The sequence below is a fragment of the Paracidovorax sp. genome, assembly GCF_057642795.1.
Window position 1 is genome coordinate 44,021 of record NZ_JBXYZY010000044.1, and the last position, 17,119, is coordinate 61,139.

General features: G+C 69.1%; 14 protein-coding genes. 4 read left to right on the plus strand and 10 right to left on the minus strand.

All coding sequences use genetic code 11. The features are described from left to right. Positions 1-47 precede the first annotated feature (47 nt). From radC to AC3A84_RS17630, 4 genes are all read left to right on the plus strand, one after another. On the plus strand, positions 48-749 hold the full coding sequence (gene radC, locus AC3A84_RS17615; protein ID WP_487971330.1) for a RadC family protein: 702 nt from the start codon (positions 48-50) through the stop codon (positions 747-749). Then, positions 746-1,933, plus strand: coding sequence for an esterase-like activity of phytase family protein (locus tag AC3A84_RS17620; RefSeq protein ID WP_487971331.1), 1,188 nt, complete (start codon positions 746-748; stop codon positions 1,931-1,933). Before radC ends, AC3A84_RS17620 begins: the two co-directional genes overlap by 4 nt. Positions 1,934-1,988: 55 nt before the next feature. Further along, the gene (locus tag AC3A84_RS17625; RefSeq protein WP_288508704.1) at positions 1,989-2,651 is read left to right on the plus strand and encodes a Smr/MutS family protein; all 663 of its coding nucleotides are present in this window, start codon (positions 1,989-1,991) and stop codon (positions 2,649-2,651) included. A 110-nt stretch (positions 2,652-2,761) separates the two neighbouring features. Then, a complete protein-coding gene (locus tag AC3A84_RS17630) occupies positions 2,762-4,141 on the plus strand; it encodes an amidase family protein (RefSeq protein ID WP_487971332.1) in 1,380 nt (459 codons plus the stop codon). A gap of 108 nt (positions 4,142-4,249) precedes the next feature. Here AC3A84_RS17630 and AC3A84_RS17635 read toward each other — a convergent pair whose 3' ends face one another. The 10 genes from AC3A84_RS17635 to AC3A84_RS17680 all read right to left on the minus strand — a co-directional run bounded on the left by AC3A84_RS17635 (position 4,250) and on the right by AC3A84_RS17680 (position 17,118). Further along, positions 4,250-6,352, minus strand: coding sequence for a bifunctional 2',3'-cyclic-nucleotide 2'-phosphodiesterase/3'-nucleotidase (locus AC3A84_RS17635; protein ID WP_487971333.1), 2,103 nt, complete (start codon positions 6,350-6,352; stop codon positions 4,250-4,252). A gap of 189 nt (positions 6,353-6,541) precedes the next feature. Then, positions 6,542-6,949, minus strand: a complete 408-nt coding sequence (locus AC3A84_RS17640; protein ID WP_487971334.1) for a group II truncated hemoglobin — start codon at positions 6,947-6,949, stop codon at positions 6,542-6,544. Between the two features lie 54 nt (positions 6,950-7,003). After that, positions 7,004-7,759, minus strand: a complete 756-nt coding sequence (locus AC3A84_RS17645) for an alpha/beta hydrolase (protein ID WP_487971335.1) — start codon at positions 7,757-7,759, stop codon at positions 7,004-7,006. A gap of 106 nt (positions 7,760-7,865) precedes the next feature. After that, the gene (locus tag AC3A84_RS17650) at positions 7,866-10,475 is read right to left on the minus strand and encodes an ABC transporter permease (protein WP_487971336.1); all 2,610 of its coding nucleotides are present in this window, start codon (positions 10,473-10,475) and stop codon (positions 7,866-7,868) included. Positions 10,476-10,550: 75 nt separating this feature from the next. Further along, entirely contained in the window at positions 10,551-11,456 is a 906-nt protein-coding gene (locus AC3A84_RS17655; RefSeq protein ID WP_487971491.1) for a formate dehydrogenase accessory sulfurtransferase FdhD, read from the minus strand. 104 nt (positions 11,457-11,560) lie between these two features. Next, the gene (locus AC3A84_RS17660) at positions 11,561-11,965 is read right to left on the minus strand and encodes a hypothetical protein (RefSeq protein ID WP_487971337.1); all 405 of its coding nucleotides are present in this window, start codon (positions 11,963-11,965) and stop codon (positions 11,561-11,563) included. After that, positions 11,962-13,173 (minus strand): formate dehydrogenase subunit gamma, encoded by a 1,212-nt coding sequence (locus AC3A84_RS17665; RefSeq protein WP_487971338.1) that lies wholly within the window; start codon positions 13,171-13,173, stop codon positions 11,962-11,964. The genes AC3A84_RS17660 and AC3A84_RS17665 overlap by 4 nt, the downstream gene beginning before the upstream one ends. Before the next feature lie 17 nt (positions 13,174-13,190). After that, entirely contained in the window at positions 13,191-13,433 is a 243-nt protein-coding gene (locus tag AC3A84_RS17670) for a hypothetical protein (RefSeq protein WP_487971339.1), read from the minus strand. Then, positions 13,430-14,053 carry a formate dehydrogenase FDH3 subunit beta gene (gene fdh3B / locus AC3A84_RS17675; RefSeq protein ID WP_487971340.1) on the minus strand — a complete coding sequence of 208 codons (624 nt, stop codon included), beginning with the start codon at positions 14,051-14,053 and terminating at the stop codon, positions 13,430-13,432. Before fdh3B ends, AC3A84_RS17670 begins: the two co-directional genes overlap by 4 nt. 95 nt (positions 14,054-14,148) lie before the next feature. Continuing rightward, positions 14,149-17,118 (minus strand): formate dehydrogenase subunit alpha, encoded by a 2,970-nt coding sequence (locus AC3A84_RS17680; protein WP_487971341.1) that lies wholly within the window; start codon positions 17,116-17,118, stop codon positions 14,149-14,151. Position 17,119: the final 1 nt, after the last annotated feature.

Here is a 17,119-nt window from a genome sequence, read left to right on the forward strand (position 1 = left end):
GATAAACTGCCGCCATTGTAGGAAACGCCGTAAACCGGCCCCGCTCCATGGCGATCAAAGATTTGCCCACCGATTCGCAGCCGCGCGAAAAGCTGCTGGCACGCGGCCCCGCCGCGCTCACCGATGCCGAGCTGCTGGCCATCCTGCTGCGCACCGGCATCCAGGGCAAGGGCGTGCTGCAGATGGCCGAGGAACTGCTGTCCGCGCCCGGTTCGCAGGGCGCAGGCGGCGGCTTCGGTGGCGTCGCCGGACTGCTCCACGCGAGCGCGGAAGATCTTCGGCGCATCAAGGGCCTGGGCCCGGCCAAGCGGGCCGAGCTGGTCGCGGTGCTGGAACTGGCGCGCCGGGCCCTTGCACAGCAGCTGCGCGAGCGCGAGGTCTTCGATTCGCCCCAGGCCGTCAAGCACTACCTGCAGCTGCACCTGGCCGCCAAGGCGCACGAGGTGTTCGCAGTGCTCTTCCTCGACAGCCAGAACCGACTCGTCGCGCTCGAAGAGCTGTTCCGCGGCACGCTCACGCAAACCTCGGTCTATCCGCGCGAAGTGGTGCTGCGCGCCCTGCACCACCATGCCGCCGCCGTGGTGCTGGCGCACAACCACCCCAGCGGCAGCGTGCAGCCCAGCCGCGCCGACGAGGCGCTGACCCGTACCCTGAAGGCCACGCTCGCACTGATCGACGTGCGCGTGCTGGACCACGTCATCGTCGCGCCGGGCGCCGCCCTGTCGATGGCCGAGGAGGGCCTGGTATGACCATCCTCTTGCGCGCCACCCCCTGGGCCCTTCTGCTGGCAGCGGGTCTTGCCCTCAACCTCTCCGCCTGCGCGCCGCTCCCGCAGGCTGCGACCGCTGCGCCCGAGGCGGCCGCTACTGCGCCAGCCGCCACCCGACCCGCGCTGCGCCTCATCGGCAGCGCCGCCATCGCCCCCGGCACCGAGGTGCTGGGCACCACGTTCGGCGGCATCTCCGGCATCGACTACGACGCGGCCAGCGGCCGCTGGGTGCTCATCAGCGACGACCGCTCTGACCTGCAGCCAGCGCGCATCTACACCGCCACGCTGCGCTACAGCGAGCACGGACTGGAGACGCCCGCCACCACCGGCATGGTCGAGCTGCGGCATGCGAACGGGCGCACCTACCCCTCGCCGCGCCGCCCCGAGCCCGGCGTGGACGTGCCCGACGCCGAAGCCGTCCGCTGGCTGCCCGGCAGCGGCGGGCACTTCCTGTGGACCAGCGAGGGCGACTTCGGCCGCGGCTTCGGCCCGCAGCTGCGCGAAAGCCGCATCGACGGCAGCGCCGTGCGCGACCTGCCCCTGCCCGCCAGCTTCCAGCCCGACGGGGCGCACGGCCGCGGCCCCCGCTCCAACGGCACGCTCGAAGGCCTGGCCCTGTCGCCCGACGGCCGCACGCTCTGGCTCTCGATGGAAATACCCTGGCGGCAGGACGGCCCCCTGCCCACGCCCGTTGCGCCCGGGGGCCCCGTGCGCTTCACCGCGATCGACCTCGCCACCGGCCAGCCCCTGCGCCAGATCGCCTACCAGCCCGACGCCGTGGCCCACGCCCGCCGCATCCCCTGGGGCCCGCAGATGAACGGCGTGAGCGAGATCCTGGAAGACGGCCCCCACCACCTGCTGGTGCTGGAGCGCAGCTACAGCGCGGGCGCGGGCTTCGCCGTGCGCCTCTACCGCATCGACACGCGCACGGGCAGCGACACCCTCGCACTGCCCGCCCTCGCGCCCGGCAGCTACACCCCCGCCCCCAAGACCCTCGTGGCCGATCTGGCCACGCTCGGCGCCGGCACGCTCGACAACCTGGAGGGCATGGCCTGGGGCCCGCCGCTGCCCCGCGGCGGACGCGTGATCGTCTTCGTGAGCGACGACAACTTCAACCCGGCGGAAGCCACGCAGTTCATCGCGGCGGAATACCGGGCGCCATGACGGGCACCCTGCCGGCGGCACGGGTCAGGCTGCTTGGGGTACAACCCTTCTTGCCATGACCGTCAAAGCCCGCTCCCTCCAAGACCTCCAGCCGTTGCGCAAGGCGCTGGCCGAGGCCGCCGCGCGCGAGGCCGAGCGCCTGCGCGAACGGCAGGAGGCCGCCCGCCGCGCCCGGGCCGAACGCATGCTGTTTCAGGACGCCGTGGGCCCCGTGCAGCCGCTGCGCGGCACGCAGGAGCGCCGCTGGCACACGCCCGAGCCGCCCGAGCCGCTGCCGGTGCAGCGCACCCTGGACGAGGAGCGCGTGCTGCTCGAATCCATCAGCGACGAGTTCGACGTGACGACGCTGCTGGACGTGGACGACCAGCTGAGCTTTCGCCGCCCCGGCATCGGCCAGGACGTGACGCACCGGCTGCGCGCCGGCTACTGGAGCATCCAGCGCCAGCTGGACCTGCACGGCCTGCGCACCGACGAGGCGCGTGAGGCGCTGGGCGAATTCGTGCGCGTGGCCCACCGCACCGGCCTGCGCTGCGTGCGCGTGGTGCACGGCAAGGGCCTGGGCTCGCCGGGCAAGACGCCGGTGCTCAAGAGCCGCGTGCAGCGCTGGCTGGTGCAGAAGAAGGAAGTGCTGGCCTTCGTGCAGGCCCGCCCGGCCGAAGGCGGCGCCGGCGCGCTGGTGGTGCTGCTGCAGCCCGGGCGGCGGCGCTTGGCCGGCTGAGCATATTCAGCATGAAATCAGGCTGCAGCCCTTGATTGGCAAGCGCATTCAGCTATCCATTTGATAGCAGACATCATCACCTTCAGGGCCGACCGGCCCCGCCACGCACCATGACCCAAGCCCTCCACGACACCCTGCTCGCCGGCACCGCCAGCGCCCAGGCCGCAGCCCTCGCACGAGGCGACACCACGACCCTCGCCCTGTGCGATGCCGCCATCGCCCGCATCGAGGCGCAGGACGGTGCGATCAACGCCGTGGTCGTGCGCGACTTCGCCAACGCCCGCCTGCAGGCCCAGGCGGCCGATGCGGCGTTGGCACGGGGCGAGCGCCGCCCGCTGCTGGGCGTGCCGATCACCGTGAAGGAATCGTTCAACGTAGCTGGCTTGCCCACCACCTGGGGCTTCGAGCACGCCCGCGGCTTCATCGCCCAGGCCGACGCAGTGGCCGTGGAGCGGCTCAAGGCCGCCGGCGCCGTGCTGCTGGGCAAGACCAACGTGCCCGTGGCGCTGGGCGACTGGCAGAGCACGAACCCGATCTACGGCCGCACGAACAACCCGCACGACCTCTCGCGCACGCCCGGCGGCTCCTCCGGGGGCGCAGCCGCCGCGCTGGCGGCGGGCTTCGTGGCGCTGGAGCTGGGTTCGGACATCGGCGGCTCCATCCGCGTGCCGGCGCACTTTTGCGGCGTCTATGGACACAAGCCCACGCACGGGCTGCTGCCTGCGGCGGGCCACGACTTTCCGGGCTTTCCGCCCGGCGCGCCGAACGAGCTGGCGGTGATCGGCCCGCTGGCGCGCTGCGCGCAAGACCTGGAACTCGCGCTGGACCTGCTGGCCGGCCCCATCGGCGCCCAGGCCCGCGCCATGCAGGTGCGGCTGCCGCCCGCGCGGCCGGTGCAGCAGGCGCGCTGCCTGCTGATCGACAGCGGCCCTGGCGTGGCGGTGGCGAGCGACGTCCAGGCCCGCCTGCATGCGGTGGCCGATGACCTGCAGGCCAGCGGCTGCACGGTGGAGCGCGGCACCAGCGAACTGCTGCCCGATCTGGCCGCGAGCCACGCTGCCTACCACCGCCTGCTGATGACCTACCTCACGCGCGGCACACCCGGCGCCGCCAGCATGCCCGCGCACGAATGGCTGCAGCTGCTGGACCAGCGCGCGCGGATGCAGGCGCAGTGGCGGCGCTTCTTCGAGAGTTTCGACGCCCTGCTGCTGCCCGCCTTCGGCTGCACCGCCTATCCGCATATTCCGGCCATGGACTGGAGCACGGCGGCGGTGCCGATCGACGGGCAACCCGAGCTGCTCGGAGCCCAGTCGTTCTGGCAGAGCGTGGCGACCCTGCCCGGCCTGCCCGCCACCGTGGCGCCCATCGGGGGCGCCAGCGATGGCCTGCCCATCGGCATGCAGGTGATCGGGCCGATGTATGAGGACCGCACGCCGCTGGCGCTGGTGCGGCATCTGGAGGCCTGGAGGGCCGCAGCCGGCCGCACCTGACGGCACGCCCCCTCACCCCAGCCCAGCAAAACGGCGCGCAAGGCCCCAAGGCCCTGCGCGCCGTTTCGCTGCCCCGGTGCCGCCTGCGGGCGGCACCGGGCCGGGCGATCACTTGGACAGGTCGATCGCGTACTTGGACGTGCCCTTGCCCGAGCCGTCATCGGCCGCCACCAGCGACACGCCGGGCAGGCCCGCAGCCTGCGCCACGCTCAGGGCGCCCGCGCCGGAGCTGAACACCACCGCACCGGCCGTGCTCGCCTTGGTGAAGCGCCAGCTCTTGGCCGCGCCGTTGGCCGCACGGGTGACGGACGGGTTCTTGCGGATGTAGTCGATCACCACATCGCGGTTCGCATCGGGCGAGGCCCAGATGGTGCCGGAGCCGTCGAGCTTGTCGCTGAAGCTCTTGCCGCTGGTGGCGCGGTAGTTGTTGGTGGCGATCACGAATTCCTGCGCCGGGTCCATGGTGGCACCCTTGTAGGTCAGGTTCTTGATGCGGCTGCCGGTGGGCTGGGTCACGTCGATCTCGTACTGCACGTCGGCCGTGGTGAACATGTCGAAGTTGTAGCCCGGGAAGCTGCTGATGAGCTGCTGCTCGGTGGTCTTCGTCGTGCTGATCTGGTTGAAGCGCTTGGCAGCGGATTCGAGCCAGTTCTTGATGTCGGCGCCGTTGACCTTCACCGCATAGACGGTGTTGGGGTAGAGGTAGAGATCAGCCGCGTTGTTGATCGCCAGCGGGCCCACGGCCACGTCGGTGTAGTCGGCACCGCCCTGGAAGCCGGACTTGAACGGCGCGCTCACCGACAGCACCGGCAGGCTCTTGTACTGCGGCAGGTTGGCCTGGATGTAGGCCGACACGTAGGCCTGCTGCGCCTGGTTCACGATCTGGATCGCGCCGGGATCACCCACGTCGGCAAACAGCGTGCTCATGCGGAAGTCGGTGGAGCCGATGGGCGTCTTCACGTAGGCGATGGCGGCCTGGTGCTGGGTATCGACCAGCGGGGCGATGCTGGAGTCGGCGTCCACGTACACGTTGGCGCCGGAGGCGTCCTTGGTCTGGATGTTGCGCAGCTCGGACTTGGAGCCTGTCTTGTCCACGCTCCAGGCCTTGCCGTCCCACTTGAGCGACAGGCTGATCACGCCCAGCGCCTTGCCCCAGGAGCTGGCCATGACGGCGGGCACGCCGTTGATGGTGCCGGCCTGGTTGTCCACGCCGGACTGGGTGAACGCAGGCTTGGCACTGCGGTCGGGGAACACGCTGTGCTGGTGGCCCATGACCATGGCGTCGATGCCGGACACCTTGGACAGGTGCAGGCCGGGGTTCTCCATGGTGGCCGAATAGGCGCTGCCGTCCAGGCCGCCGTGCAGCAGTGCGACGACCACGTCGGCGCCCTTGGCGCGCAGTTCAGGCACGTATTTCTGGGCGGATTCGACGGCGCCTTCGGTATAGACCTTGCCGTCCAGATAGCGCTTGTCCCAGTTCAGGATGCCGGGCGTGGTGAAGCCGATCACGCCGATCTTCACCGGCAACTGCACCGTCTTGCCGTCTGCCGTCTGGGCGGTGATGGTGCGGTTCAGCAGAACGTACGGCTGCACCAGCGGCTGCTTGGTCTTGCTGCTGTACACATTGGCCAGAGCCATGGGGTAGCCAGCACCCGCGCACTTGACGGTGGGGTCCACGCCATCGACGTTGAGGCCGCCGCCCAGCACCTGGTTCAGGTAGGGAAGGCCGTAGTTGAATTCATGGTTGCCCAGCGTGCCAGCATCGAAGCCCAGCGCGCCCATGGCCTTGTACATGGACAGCTGCTGCTTGCAGTCGATAGGCTTGACCACGGCTTCGTAGTCGGCCAGCGCCGTGCCCTGGATGGTGTCGCCGTTGTCCACCAGCACGGTGTTGGCGAATTCCTTGCGCGCCTGGCGCACCAGCGTGGCGGTCCGCTCGAAGCCGTAGGTCTTGTCTTCGGCCAGCTTGAAGTAGTCGTAGCTGCGCACGTTGAAGTGCAGGTCGGTCGTCTCCAGTACGGCCAGCGTGGCGGTGGCCGGCGCGGATTGCGGCGTGGCCGGACTGGCAGGCGTGTTCGGCGTGGCCGAAGCGCTGTCGCCATCGCCGCCGCCACAGGCTGCCAACAGGGCCGCGCAGCCTACGGCGGCTAGCGCCCAGCGGCGGGACGGGAGAGCGGGCGAAACGCCCAGGATGCGAGAAAGTTGTGACATGCGATGCAATCCAGGAGGAATTGTGGAGAACCAACGAAAGCGCGAGTGTCGGCGCGCCAATTGACATGGGCGTGACACTGGGCGCTTGGTTGCCACTCCGCTCACCCCCCTGCTCTGCTCGCAGGGCCGCGCACGGCGCAGGCCGGGAAGCCTTCCTCCTCCCCGCTCGCTCTCTTCTCTCCAGCCCGCCTAACCGCCTCGGTTGCGCATCCAGTCGGCCGTGCCCATGAAGCTCTCCTTCAGGCGCACGCGCAGAGGCTCGGGCACCCCCGTCTCGCCCATGGCCTGGTCCATACAGGCCACCCACTCGTCGCGCTCCTTGATGCCGATGGCAAACGGCATGTGGCGCATGCGCAGGCGCGGGTGGCCGAAGCGTTCCTGGTAGTAGTCGGGGCCGCCCAGCCAGCCGCAGAGGAACCAGAAGAGCTTCTGCCGCGCGTCCTCGAGCGTGTTGCCGTGCGCTGCGCGCAGCACGGCGTAGGCGGGTTCCAGGTCCATCAGGTCGTAGAAACGGTCCACCAGGGCGCGCACCTGGGGCTCGCCGCCGATCCACTCAAAGGGCGTCTGCGGAGTGGGGTTCTGGAAATCCTCGGACATGGCGGCGTGCGGCTCGGGAGTGGGTGAAGCCCGCGATTGTCGGGCAGCGCGGGCTCAGGCCGCCGCCAATTCGGCGAAGAAGCGGCCCACGCGCTCGGCGATCAGGTCCTTGTCGTTGTCCAGCGTGGCGACGTGGTACGAATTCTCCAGCCACAGCAGGCGGATGTCGCCGGAGGCCAGCGTGTTGACGATGTGCAGCGCATTGGACGGCGGCACCACATGGTCCTCGCGGCCATGGATGACGAGCGCGGGGCAGGTGATGCCGCCCATCAGGGCGCCGGTCTGCGCGATGAGCGCCGTGATTTCGCGCATGCAGGCCACGGGCACCTCGGCATAGGCCAACTCCTGCACGCCACGGGCCTTGATGTCGGAGCCGATGCCCGGAATGCGGCGCGGCGCCGGGTCGAGCGCCAGCACGCCGGCGAATTCGCGCTTGAGCGGCCCCGCCGCCGCGGCGATGGTGGCGATGCCGTGCACCAGTTCCGGAAAGCGCGCTGCCATGTTCAGCGTCAGCGTGCCACCCATCGAGAGGCCCGTGACGAACACCTTGCGCTTGCGCGCCGCCAGGCCTTTGAGCTGCTGCTCGATCTCGCGCGCCCAGTCCAGGTAGCCAGTGGTTTCCATGTCGTCGGGCGAGGTGCCGTGGCCCGGCAGGCGCGGGCCGACCACCGTGAAGCCGAAGCGCCGGTGCAGCTGCTCGCCGTAATGGCGCATGCTCTGCGGCGTGCCCGTGAAGCCGTGCGACACCAGCACGCCGATATCGTTGCCTTCGAATGCGAAAGGCTCGGCGCCTGCGAGTACCTGGGTCATTGCTGTCTCCTTCGTTGCATGAATTGAATGGAATCGAATGGGCGCCGCACGCAGCAGGGAGCCGGGGTGGCGCAACGGCACGCCCTGCCCTGCTGCGCCGCTGCCGCTACTCCGCCGCCTGCCGCAGCGTGGCCATCACCGGCCGGCGCAGCACCCCGCGCAGCCCCCACCAGCCTGCCGCCAGCGCCAGCAGCGCACCGGCCAGGGCGCCGGCCAGCGGCACCCAGAGCGGCGCGGTCCAGGTGAAGTCGAACACGAAGCGCGCCAGCGCCCAGCCCACGGCCACCGCCACGCAGCTGGCCAGGAAGCCCGCGAGCAGCCCCACGCCGGCCAGCTCGGCCCGCTGCACCTGGCGCAGCAGCCGCGCCTGCGCGCCCACGGCCCGCATGATGGCGTACTCGCGCGCCCGTTCCTCGCGCGTGGCGGTGACGGCCGCGAACAGCACCACCACGCCCGCGGCGAGGGTGAAGCCGAAGAGGAATTCCACCGCGCGGATCACCTGCCCCAGCACGCTCTGCACCTGCGCCAGCGTGGCGCTCATGTCCACGTTGGTGATGTTGGGGAATTCGCGCACCAGGGCGTTGTCGAAGCTGGCGCTTCCCACGCCGGGCCGGCCCAAGGGGGACGCAGCGCCCTCGGCGGGCAGCGGACCTCGCGCAGCGGCGGAGCGTGGGGGCCATGCTTCAGGGGCCCGGTAGGCCGCCAGATAGGTCACGGGCATCTCGGGCGGCATCTGCGCGGTGGTGTACATCACGAAGAAGTTGGCGCGCAGCGAGCCCCAGTCCACCTTGCGCAGGCTGGTGATGCGCGCCTCGCTCGGCAGGCCGCCGATGTCGAAGCGAAGCGTGTCGCCCAGGCGCAGGCCCAGCGTCTCGGCGATGCCCTCCTCCACGCTGATCTCGCCGGCGGCGCCGGGCGTCCAGCGGCCGGCCACGATGGGGTTGTGCGGCGGCGCCTCGGCCGCATTGGAGAGGTTGAATTCGCGGTCCACCAGGCGCTTGGCGCGGTCTTCGGCGTAGTCGTCGGTGCTCACCGCCTTGCCGTTCACGGCCACCAGCCGGCCGCGGATCATGGGGTACCAGTCGTACTGCCGCACGCCCGCGCCGCGCAGCGCCTGCTGGAAGGCGTCGGCCTGCTCGGGCAGGACGTTGATCACGAAGCGGTTGGGCGCATCGGCCGGCGTGGCGCGCTGCCAGCTGCTGATGAGGTCGGTGCGCAGCAGCACCAGCAGCACCAGCGCCAGCAGGCCCACAGCCAGGCTGCTGACCTGCACCACTGCATAGGCCGGCCGCGCCGCGATCTGCCGCGTGGCCAGCACCAGCCAGCGCGGGGCGGTGGCCTCGTTCACGCTCTTGCGCAACAGGCGCACGGCGCACCAGGCCAGGCCCGCGAAGAGCAGCACCGCGCCCGCGAAGCCGCCCACCGCGATCAAGCCCAGCTTCACGTCGCGGCTGGCGGCCAGCAGCAGTGCGGCGAAGCCCGCCACCCCCACGCCCAGCACCGCGAGCGAGGCGGGCTTCAGCCCACCCAGGTCGCGCCGGATCACGCGCAGCGGCGGCACCCGCGCCAGCTGCAGCACGGGCGGCAGGCCGAAGGCGAACATCAACGTGAGGCCCATGCCCAGGCCGAAAGCCACCGGCCACGCGCTGGGCGCCGGCAGGGCCGAGTCCACCAGCCCGGCCAGCAGCGCCACGAAGACATGGTGGATGCCGTAGCCGATCGCCACACCCAGCAGGCTGGCGAAGAGGCCGATGAGCGCGAATTCGACGACGTAGCCGCCCGCGATGAGCCGCTGGCTCTGTCCCAGCACGCGCAGCAGCGCGGCGGCGTCCAGGTGGTCGTTGGCAAAGCCGCGCGCGGCCAGCGCCACGGCCACGGCCGAGAGCAGCGCGGCCAGCAGCGCGACCAGGCTCAGGAAGTTCTGCGCCCGGTCCAGCGTCTGGCGCATCTCGGGGCGGCCGCTGTCCAGGGTTTCGAGGCGCACGCCATGCAGGTCCGGCTGGTGCACGGCGCGGTCGGCCCATTCGGTGAACTGGCGCACGGCCGGCGCGGCGCCTGCCACCGCGAAGCGGTAGGTCAGGCGGCTGGCCGGCTGCACCAGCTGGGTGGCGGGCAGGTCGGCCACGTTCATCATCACGCGCGGCGCGAAGTTCATGAACCCGCTGCCCCGGTCCGGCTCCAGCGTGATGATGCGGCCGATGCGCAGCGCAGCATCGCCCAGCCAGAGCCTGTCGCCCACGGCGAGGTTCAGCGCCTCCAGCACGGGCGCATCGACCCAGACCTCACCGGGCGCCGGAATGTCGCGGGTAGCCTGGCCCGGCTGGCCGGATGCGGCTGCAGTCTGCATCTGCCCGCGCAGCGGATAGCCGGGTGCGACGCTTTTCAGGGCTACCAGCCGGCTGGCGCCGCCCTGGGCGTCGTCCGCCCGGCCCATGGTGGGAAAGGCCAGGGTGGTCGTGGCCGACAGGCCCAGCGCCCGGGCCCGCTCGGCGAAGGCCTGCGGCGTGGGGTTGTCGCTGACCACCACCGCGTCGCCGCCCAGCAGTTGCAGGGCGTCGCGCTGCAGGCCCCCCTGCAGCCGATCGGCAAAGAAGCCCACCGAAGTGAGCGCGGCCACCGCCAGCGTGACGGCGACGATGAGCAGGCGCAGTTCGCCGGCACGCAGATCGCGCCACAGCGTGCGCCAGCCCAGGCGGATGAAGGAAAGGTGCTGCATATGGTGCGGCACGTTATCGCAATTGCCCGCGCCTGGCGCGAGCTGGGGGCAATGGCGGCGCGGGACGTCCGGCCGTCAGGTCGCTGCGGAGGCCGGGCCGCCCTGCCCGGCCAGCTCGGGCTGCCAGACGATGCGGTCCTCGCCGCTGTAGCAGACGAAGCGGCGGTGCACGGCGCGGCCGATGGCGCACAGGTTCAGCTGCCGGGCCACGGCATGGCCCATCTGCGTCATGCCGCTGCGCGAGACAACGATAGGCACGCCCATCTGCGCGGACTTGATGACCATCTCGCTGGTGAGCCGGCCGGTGGTGTAGAAGACCTTGTCGCCGCCCGGCACGGGGCCGCCCGACTGCATCCACATCCACCCGGCAATGGTGTCGATGGCGTTGTGCCGGCCCACGTCCTCGACGAAAACCTGCATCCGCTCGCCCTGGAAGAGCGCGCAGCCGTGGACGGAGCCCGCCGACTTGTACGTGGATTCCTGCAGCCGGATGGCGTTCACCAGCCCGTAGAGCTGGGCCTGCGTGAGCTGCGCCGGCCCCAGGTCGATGCGTTCGACCTCGTCCATCAACCCGCCGAAGACGCTGCCCTGCCCGCAGCCGGTGGTGACCACCTTGCGGGCAGTGCGCTCCTCGATGCGCGCGATGCCGCTGCGCGTGGCCACGGCGGCGGCGTTCACATCCCAGTCCACGGTGATGGATTCGATCTCGTCGGCCGAGTCCACCAGCCGCTGGTTGCGCAGGTACCCCAGCACCAGCCATTCGGGGTGGGCGCCCAGCGTCATGAGCGTAACGATCTCGCGCCGGTCCACATACACGGTGAGCGGCCGCTCCGCAGGGATGTGCAGGGTCTCGCGCTCGCCGCGCTCGTTCATCACTTCAACGGCCTGCGTGAGCGGTGCACGCGCCTCTGTCAGCCGCGGCAGGCGCGCAGGCGGCTGCAGGAGCTGGGGGAAGGCGGGTGGATCTTTGAGGGCGGTCATCTGCGTCATGCACGCCAGCCTACACGTAACGGCCGGTGCGAGGGGCCCGTCAGAGGCTAGCCGCGCGGGGAGCAGCGGGCCGCAGAAAGGGCGTGCGCGTTAGATCAAGGCTTGCGGGCCTTACCGCTCGCCGCATCGGGCACGGCGGTATTGGGCGGGCTGCTGGCATTGCCCGGTGGCGAATGGGCTCCTGCCGACTCCAGGGGCTTGCTCTCCGGCGGGGTGTAGGCGAAAGGACCCGGGTCGGCACAGGGCACAGCGCCTTGGGCGGGCACAGGAGCCGGACTGGAGGCCGTGCGCCGGTAGTAGGCCGCCACCTTGTCCTGCGCTTGGCAGAGCCGGTAGGCATCGACCTTGGCGCTCCAGGCGGCCTTGGCCGCGGTCTCGCTGGCCTTGGCCTGGGCCTCGGGACTGAGCGGAGGCAGCTTGGCCAGTGCGGCCGATGCGAGCGCGGCGAGGGCCAGCCCCAGGGCGGCCTGCGAGAGGGTGCGGCAGTGCGTCTTCTTCATGGGGTGCTCCTTGCAGCGGCAGCGGGCTGGGCAGCGGCGGCGCTGGTGCGTTCTTCGCTGCTGCGCTGCGCCGGGATCTTGCCGTCGCGAATGTCTTGGGCCCAGAGCGCGTGGTGTTCGTGCGCCCAGGTCTCGCTGACGTAGCCGGTCTTCATGGCTTTGTAGGCGCCACACATGCCAATGGTGCCCATGTAGATGTGGCCCAGCAGCAGCGCCATCATCCACAGCGCCAGGCTGGCGTGGACCATGTGGGCGATGTGCATCTCGCCACGGAGCAGGCCCCAGCCGGGAATCAGCTTGTCCAGCACCAGGCCCGACAGCACCACGAAGATGCCGGGCACGGTGATGCCCCACCAGAACATACCTTTCTCGCCGGCATTGAAGCGATGGGAAGGCACTTCTTCGCCGCCTCCGCCCAGCATGCCGCCGCCCTTCTTCAGCCAAGCCCAGTCGGCCATGGTGGCGATGTTGTCCCTCACAAAGGTAAGGATGATGACGGCCAGCGACACCGCGAACAGCGGGCCCATGAAGTTATGCACATTTTTGAGCGCATAGGCCAGCCACCCAAAGAGCGTGGCTCCCAAAATGGGCAGCAGGAAGAACTTGCCGAAGGCCATCACAATGCCCGAGATGGCAAGCGTACAGAAGGCAATGGCGTTGGACCAATGCGCGGCGCGCTCAAAGGGCGTGAAGCGCTCGATACGGCGGCCCGGGCCATCGGCCGGCGCATGACCCATCGGGCCTTTGGCGAAATAGAAGATCGCCAGCGCCAGCAGCGTGATGCCCAGCAAGGCAGCGCCGTAGGGAATGATCCAGCGGTTGCGCACCTCTCTCCAGGCTTCGCCTGCATTGGTGAACCGCGAGCCCGGGTACTGAACGAAGCGCTGGATCAGGTTGCCAGCCTCGGGCGCCTGAGTCACGGGCAGGCTGCTATAGCCTGTCACGCCCTGCCCCACTTGTCGCCACATGGGCGCGTTGTTGCCCGGCTGCACGCGTGAGCGTTCACCGTTGGTCTGCCCGGCATAGCCGGGATCGGCGCTGGCGTCAGGCTTGACATCGAAGATGTTCTGGCTGCGCACCGCACCGGCTGCCGGTTGCGCGGCTTGCGCTGCGGCGGGCACGTCGGCAGATGCCGCGGGCGACGGCGCCGGGGCCTGCGCCCAGGCCGCGCCACCGGCCAGCAGCGCCGCGAACAGAAGGTGTTTCATGGCTGCCCTTCCCCGCCTCACCGGATGCGGTTGTATTCGTTCTGCCCGTACTGCATGCGGGCCTTCATCTCCTGCTCCCAGCTGCCTTTCTCGCCCGGCTTCCAGCCCGGGGCGGTGAAATGGCTACCGGTGCCGGCGTACAGCGGCGCGACGCCGCTCACGGCATGGCCGGTCTGCGGCTTCTCGCCACACGCGGAGAGCGCCAGCAGGGCGGCGGCTGCGCAAGCGAGTGTCGCTGCGCGGTGATGTTGCGGCTTCATGGCTTCTTGCCCTCCTGGGGCGGCTGACCCGCCTGGCGGGAGCCGTAGGCCGTGCCCCAGCCCCACACCTCGGCGCCCTTGCCGCGCTGCACCACGCGAGTACGGAAGATGTCGGCCACAACATCGCCGTCACCGGCCAGCAAGGCCTTGGTCGAACACATTTCGGCGCAGGCGGGAAGCTTGCCTTCGGCCAGACGGTTGCGGCCGTACTTCTCGAACTCGGCCTGACTGCCGTGCTCCTCTGGACCGCCGGCGCAGAAGGTGCACTTGTCCATCTTGCCGCGCACGCCGAACGTGCCCTGTGAAGGGAACTGCGGCGCACCGAACGGGCAGGCGTAGCTGCAGTAGCCGCAGCCGATGCAGACGTCCTTGTCGTGCAGCACCACACCCTCTTCGGTGCGGTAGAAGCAGTTGACGGGGCACACGGCCATGCAGGGCGCATCGCTGCAGTGCATGCAGGCGACCGAGATGGACTTCTCCCCGGGCACGCCGTCATTGAGCGTGACGACGCGGCGGCGGTTCACGCCCCACGGCACCTCATGCTCGTTCTTGCAGGCAGTGACGCAGCTGTTGCATTCGATGCAGCGTTCCGCATCGCAGATGAATTTCATGCGGGCCATGGATCAGGCCTCCCAAAAGGTGAAGGGCCAGCGGCGGGCGGTCGCGGGGGTCGTCATGGTCGGTAGGCTTTCTTGTTCTGTCTCGCTCGTGCGCTTCAGGCCGCTTCCACGTTGCAGATCGTGGTCTTGGTTTCCTGCATCATGGTCACGCTGTCGTAGCCGTAGGTCGTGGCCGTGTTGACGGCCTCGCCGCGCACCACGGGCGCAGCGCCCTTGGGGTAGTACTCCAGCAGATCCTTGCCCTGCCAGTGCCCCGAAAAGTGGAACGGCATGAATACCGTATCGGGCGCCACGCGCTCCGTCACCAGGGCCTGCACATTGATGCGCGCACCGGTCGGCGTGCTGAGCCACACGCGACCGCCGTTGCGGATGCCCCGGTCGGCGGCAATCTTGGGGTTGATCTCGACGAAGGCTTCCTGCTGCAGTTCGGCCAGCCAGGGGTTGGAGCGGGTTTCTTCGCCGCCGCCCTCGTATTCGACCAGGCGACCCGAGGTCATGATGAGCGGGAATTTCTCCTGCACGCGGTCGGCGATGTTCTTGTCCTGCACCGACTTGTAGAGCGTTGGCAGTCGCCAGAACGCCTTCTTGTCGTCGTGCGTGGGGTACTTGGCCACCATGTCGGGCCGGATGCCGAAGAGGGGCTCGCGGTGCTGCGGAATAGGGTCGGGAAAGTTCCACACCACCGCGCGCGCCTTGGCATTGCCAAACGGATGGCAACCGTGGTTCTTCATGACCACGCGGATGATGCCGCCCGAGTTGTCGGTCTTCCAGTTCTTGCCCTCGGCCACGGCCTTCTCAGCGTCGGTGAGCTCGCTCCACCAGCCCAGCTTCTTGAGCAGCACGTGGTCAAACTCGGGATAGCCCGTGGTGATGTCGGCGCCCAGCGAGCAGGAGCCGTCTTCCGCCAGCAGATTGACGCCGTCCTTCTCGACGCCGAAATTGGCGCGGAAGTTACCCCCGCCATCCATGACGTGCTTGGAGGTGTCGTAGAGGTTGGGCGAGCCGGGATGCTTGAATTCCGGCGTGCCGAAGCACGGCCAGGGCAGGCCGAAGTAGTCCCCCGTCAGGTCGTAACCGGTGTCCTTGTCCTTACCGCCCTTGGCCTTGAGGGTCTTCACGTCGAACGCGTGCATGTTCTTCATGTGCGCCTTCAGGCGCTCGGGGCTCTGGCCGGTATAGCCGATAGTCCACACGCAGCGATTGATCTCGCGCAGGATGTCCTCGGGCACGGGCTCGTCCATGCCCTTGACCTTCTGCAGCTTGTAGTTCTTGACCAGCTCCGGGCCGAAGCCGAGCTTCTGCGCGAACTGGTACATGATCATGTGGTCGGGGCGGCTCTCCCAGAGCGGCTCAATGACCTTCTCGCGCCACTGCAGCGACCGATTGGAGGCAGTACAGGAGCCGCTGGTCTCGAACTGCGTGGCGGCGGGCAGCAGATAGACCGCCCGGTTCGGGTTGAGGTCTTCGGGCTTTCCAGGCATCGCGGCCATGGCGGCCGTGGCTGAGGGATAAGGGTCCACGACGACGAGCAGGTCAAGCTTGTCCATGGCGCGCTTCATCTCCAGCCCGCGCGTCTGCGAGTTAGGTGCATGGCCCCAGAAGAACACGCCGCGCAGGTTGGAGTCCTGGTCGATCAGTTCGTTCTTTTCCAGCACGCCGTCGATCCAGCGCGAAACGGTGATGCCGTTCTTGCTCATCATGCCGGTGGAGGAATAGCGGCTCTTGATCCACTCGTAATCCACTCCCCAGGCTTTGGCAAAATGCTTCCAGGCGCCTTCAGCGAGGCCGTAGTAGCCCGGCAGTGAATCAGGGTTCGGACCGACGTCGGTCGCGCCCTGCACGTTGTCGTGGCCGCGGAAAATGTTGGTGCCACCGCCAGACTTGCCCACGTTGCCCAGAGCCAGTTGCAAGATGCAAGAGGCGCGCACGATCGCGTTGCCGATGGTGTGCTGGGTCTGCCCCATGCACCAGACCACGGTGCCAGGGCGGTGCTCGTTGAGCAGCGTGGCGACCTTGAGCACCTGGGCTTCCTTGACGCCGCAGGCCTCTTCGACCTTGTCGGGCGTCCACTTCGCCAGCACTTCCTCGCGCACCTTGTCCATGCCGTAGACACGGTCATGGATGTACTGCTTGTCCTCCCAGCCGTTCTTGAAGATGTGATAGAGCACGCCGAACAGGAAGGGGATGTCAGTACCCGAGCGGATGCGCACGTATTCGTCGGCCTTGGCGGCCGTGCGCGTGAAGCGCGGGTCCACCACGATGACCTTGCAGCCTGTTTCCTTGGCATGCAGCAGATGCAGCATGCTCACGGGGTGGGCCTCGGCCGCGTTGGAGCCGATGTACAGGGCGACCTTGCTGTTCTGCATGTCGTTGTACGAATTGGTCATGGCGCCGTAGCCCCATGTGTTGGCCACGCCGGCCACCGTGGTGGAGTGGCAGATGCGCGCCTGGTGGTCGCAGTTGTTGCTGCCCCAGAAGCTCACGAACTTGCGCAGCAGGTAGGCCTGTTCGTTGTTGTGCTTGGACGAACCCACGAAGTACACGCTGTCAGGCCCGCTGGCCTTGCGAAGTTCCAGCATGCGGGCGCTGATCTCTTCGAGGGCCGTGTCCCAGCTGATGCGCTCGTACTTGCCATTGACCAGCTTCATCGGATAGCGCAGTCGGTATTCACCGTGGCCGTGTTCGCGCAACGCCGCGCCCTTTGCACAGTGCGAGCCCAGGTTGATGGGCGAATCGAACACTGGCTCCTGGCGCACCCAGACGCCGTTCTCCACCACGGCGTCGACCGCACAGCCCACGGAGCAATGCGAGCACACGGTGCGGCGCACGCTCACCTGCGTGTCGCCCAGGCCGACCTTGGCGCCTTCGGCGGCATCGGCCTTGCGCACCAAAGTCAGCTGCGATGCCGCGAGACCCACGCCCACGCCCAGGCCGGAACGGCGCAAGAAGCCGCGCCGGTCCATGGTGGGCAAGGCCTGGGACAAGCCGCGCCGCAGACTATGGACAAAAGGAGATGCATGCGCGGCCTGCGACGGCGCGCCAGAGGTTTTCTTGGTGAGCAGCATG

Coding starts and splice junctions, on each gene's coding strand:
- fdh3B (WP_487971340.1), bottom strand. CDS start 14,053: ATGGCCCGCATGAAATTCATCTGCGATGCGGAACGCTGCATCGAATGC.
- AC3A84_RS17650 (WP_487971336.1), bottom strand. CDS start 10,475: ATGCAGCACCTTTCCTTCATCCGCCTGGGCTGGCGCACGCTGTGGCGC.
- AC3A84_RS17660 (WP_487971337.1), bottom strand. CDS start 11,965: ATGAAGAAGACGCACTGCCGCACCCTCTCGCAGGCCGCCCTGGGGCTG.
- AC3A84_RS17655 (WP_487971491.1), bottom strand. CDS start 11,456: ATGACCGCCCTCAAAGATCCACCCGCCTTCCCCCAGCTCCTGCAGCCG.
- AC3A84_RS17635 (WP_487971333.1), bottom strand. CDS start 6,352: ATGTCACAACTTTCTCGCATCCTGGGCGTTTCGCCCGCTCTCCCGTCC.
- AC3A84_RS17670 (WP_487971339.1), bottom strand. CDS start 13,433: ATGAAGCCGCAACATCACCGCGCAGCGACACTCGCTTGCGCAGCCGCC.
- AC3A84_RS17680 (WP_487971341.1), bottom strand. CDS start 17,118: ATGCTGCTCACCAAGAAAACCTCTGGCGCGCCGTCGCAGGCCGCGCAT.
- AC3A84_RS17630 (WP_487971332.1), top strand. CDS start 2,762: ATGACCCAAGCCCTCCACGACACCCTGCTCGCCGGCACCGCCAGCGCC.
- AC3A84_RS17640 (WP_487971334.1), bottom strand. CDS start 6,949: ATGTCCGAGGATTTCCAGAACCCCACTCCGCAGACGCCCTTTGAGTGG.
- AC3A84_RS17620 (WP_487971331.1), top strand. CDS start 746: ATGACCATCCTCTTGCGCGCCACCCCCTGGGCCCTTCTGCTGGCAGCG.
- AC3A84_RS17665 (WP_487971338.1), bottom strand. CDS start 13,173: ATGAAACACCTTCTGTTCGCGGCGCTGCTGGCCGGTGGCGCGGCCTGG.
- radC (WP_487971330.1), top strand. CDS start 48: ATGGCGATCAAAGATTTGCCCACCGATTCGCAGCCGCGCGAAAAGCTG.
- AC3A84_RS17645 (WP_487971335.1), bottom strand. CDS start 7,759: ATGACCCAGGTACTCGCAGGCGCCGAGCCTTTCGCATTCGAAGGCAAC.
- AC3A84_RS17625 (WP_288508704.1), top strand. CDS start 1,989: ATGACCGTCAAAGCCCGCTCCCTCCAAGACCTCCAGCCGTTGCGCAAG.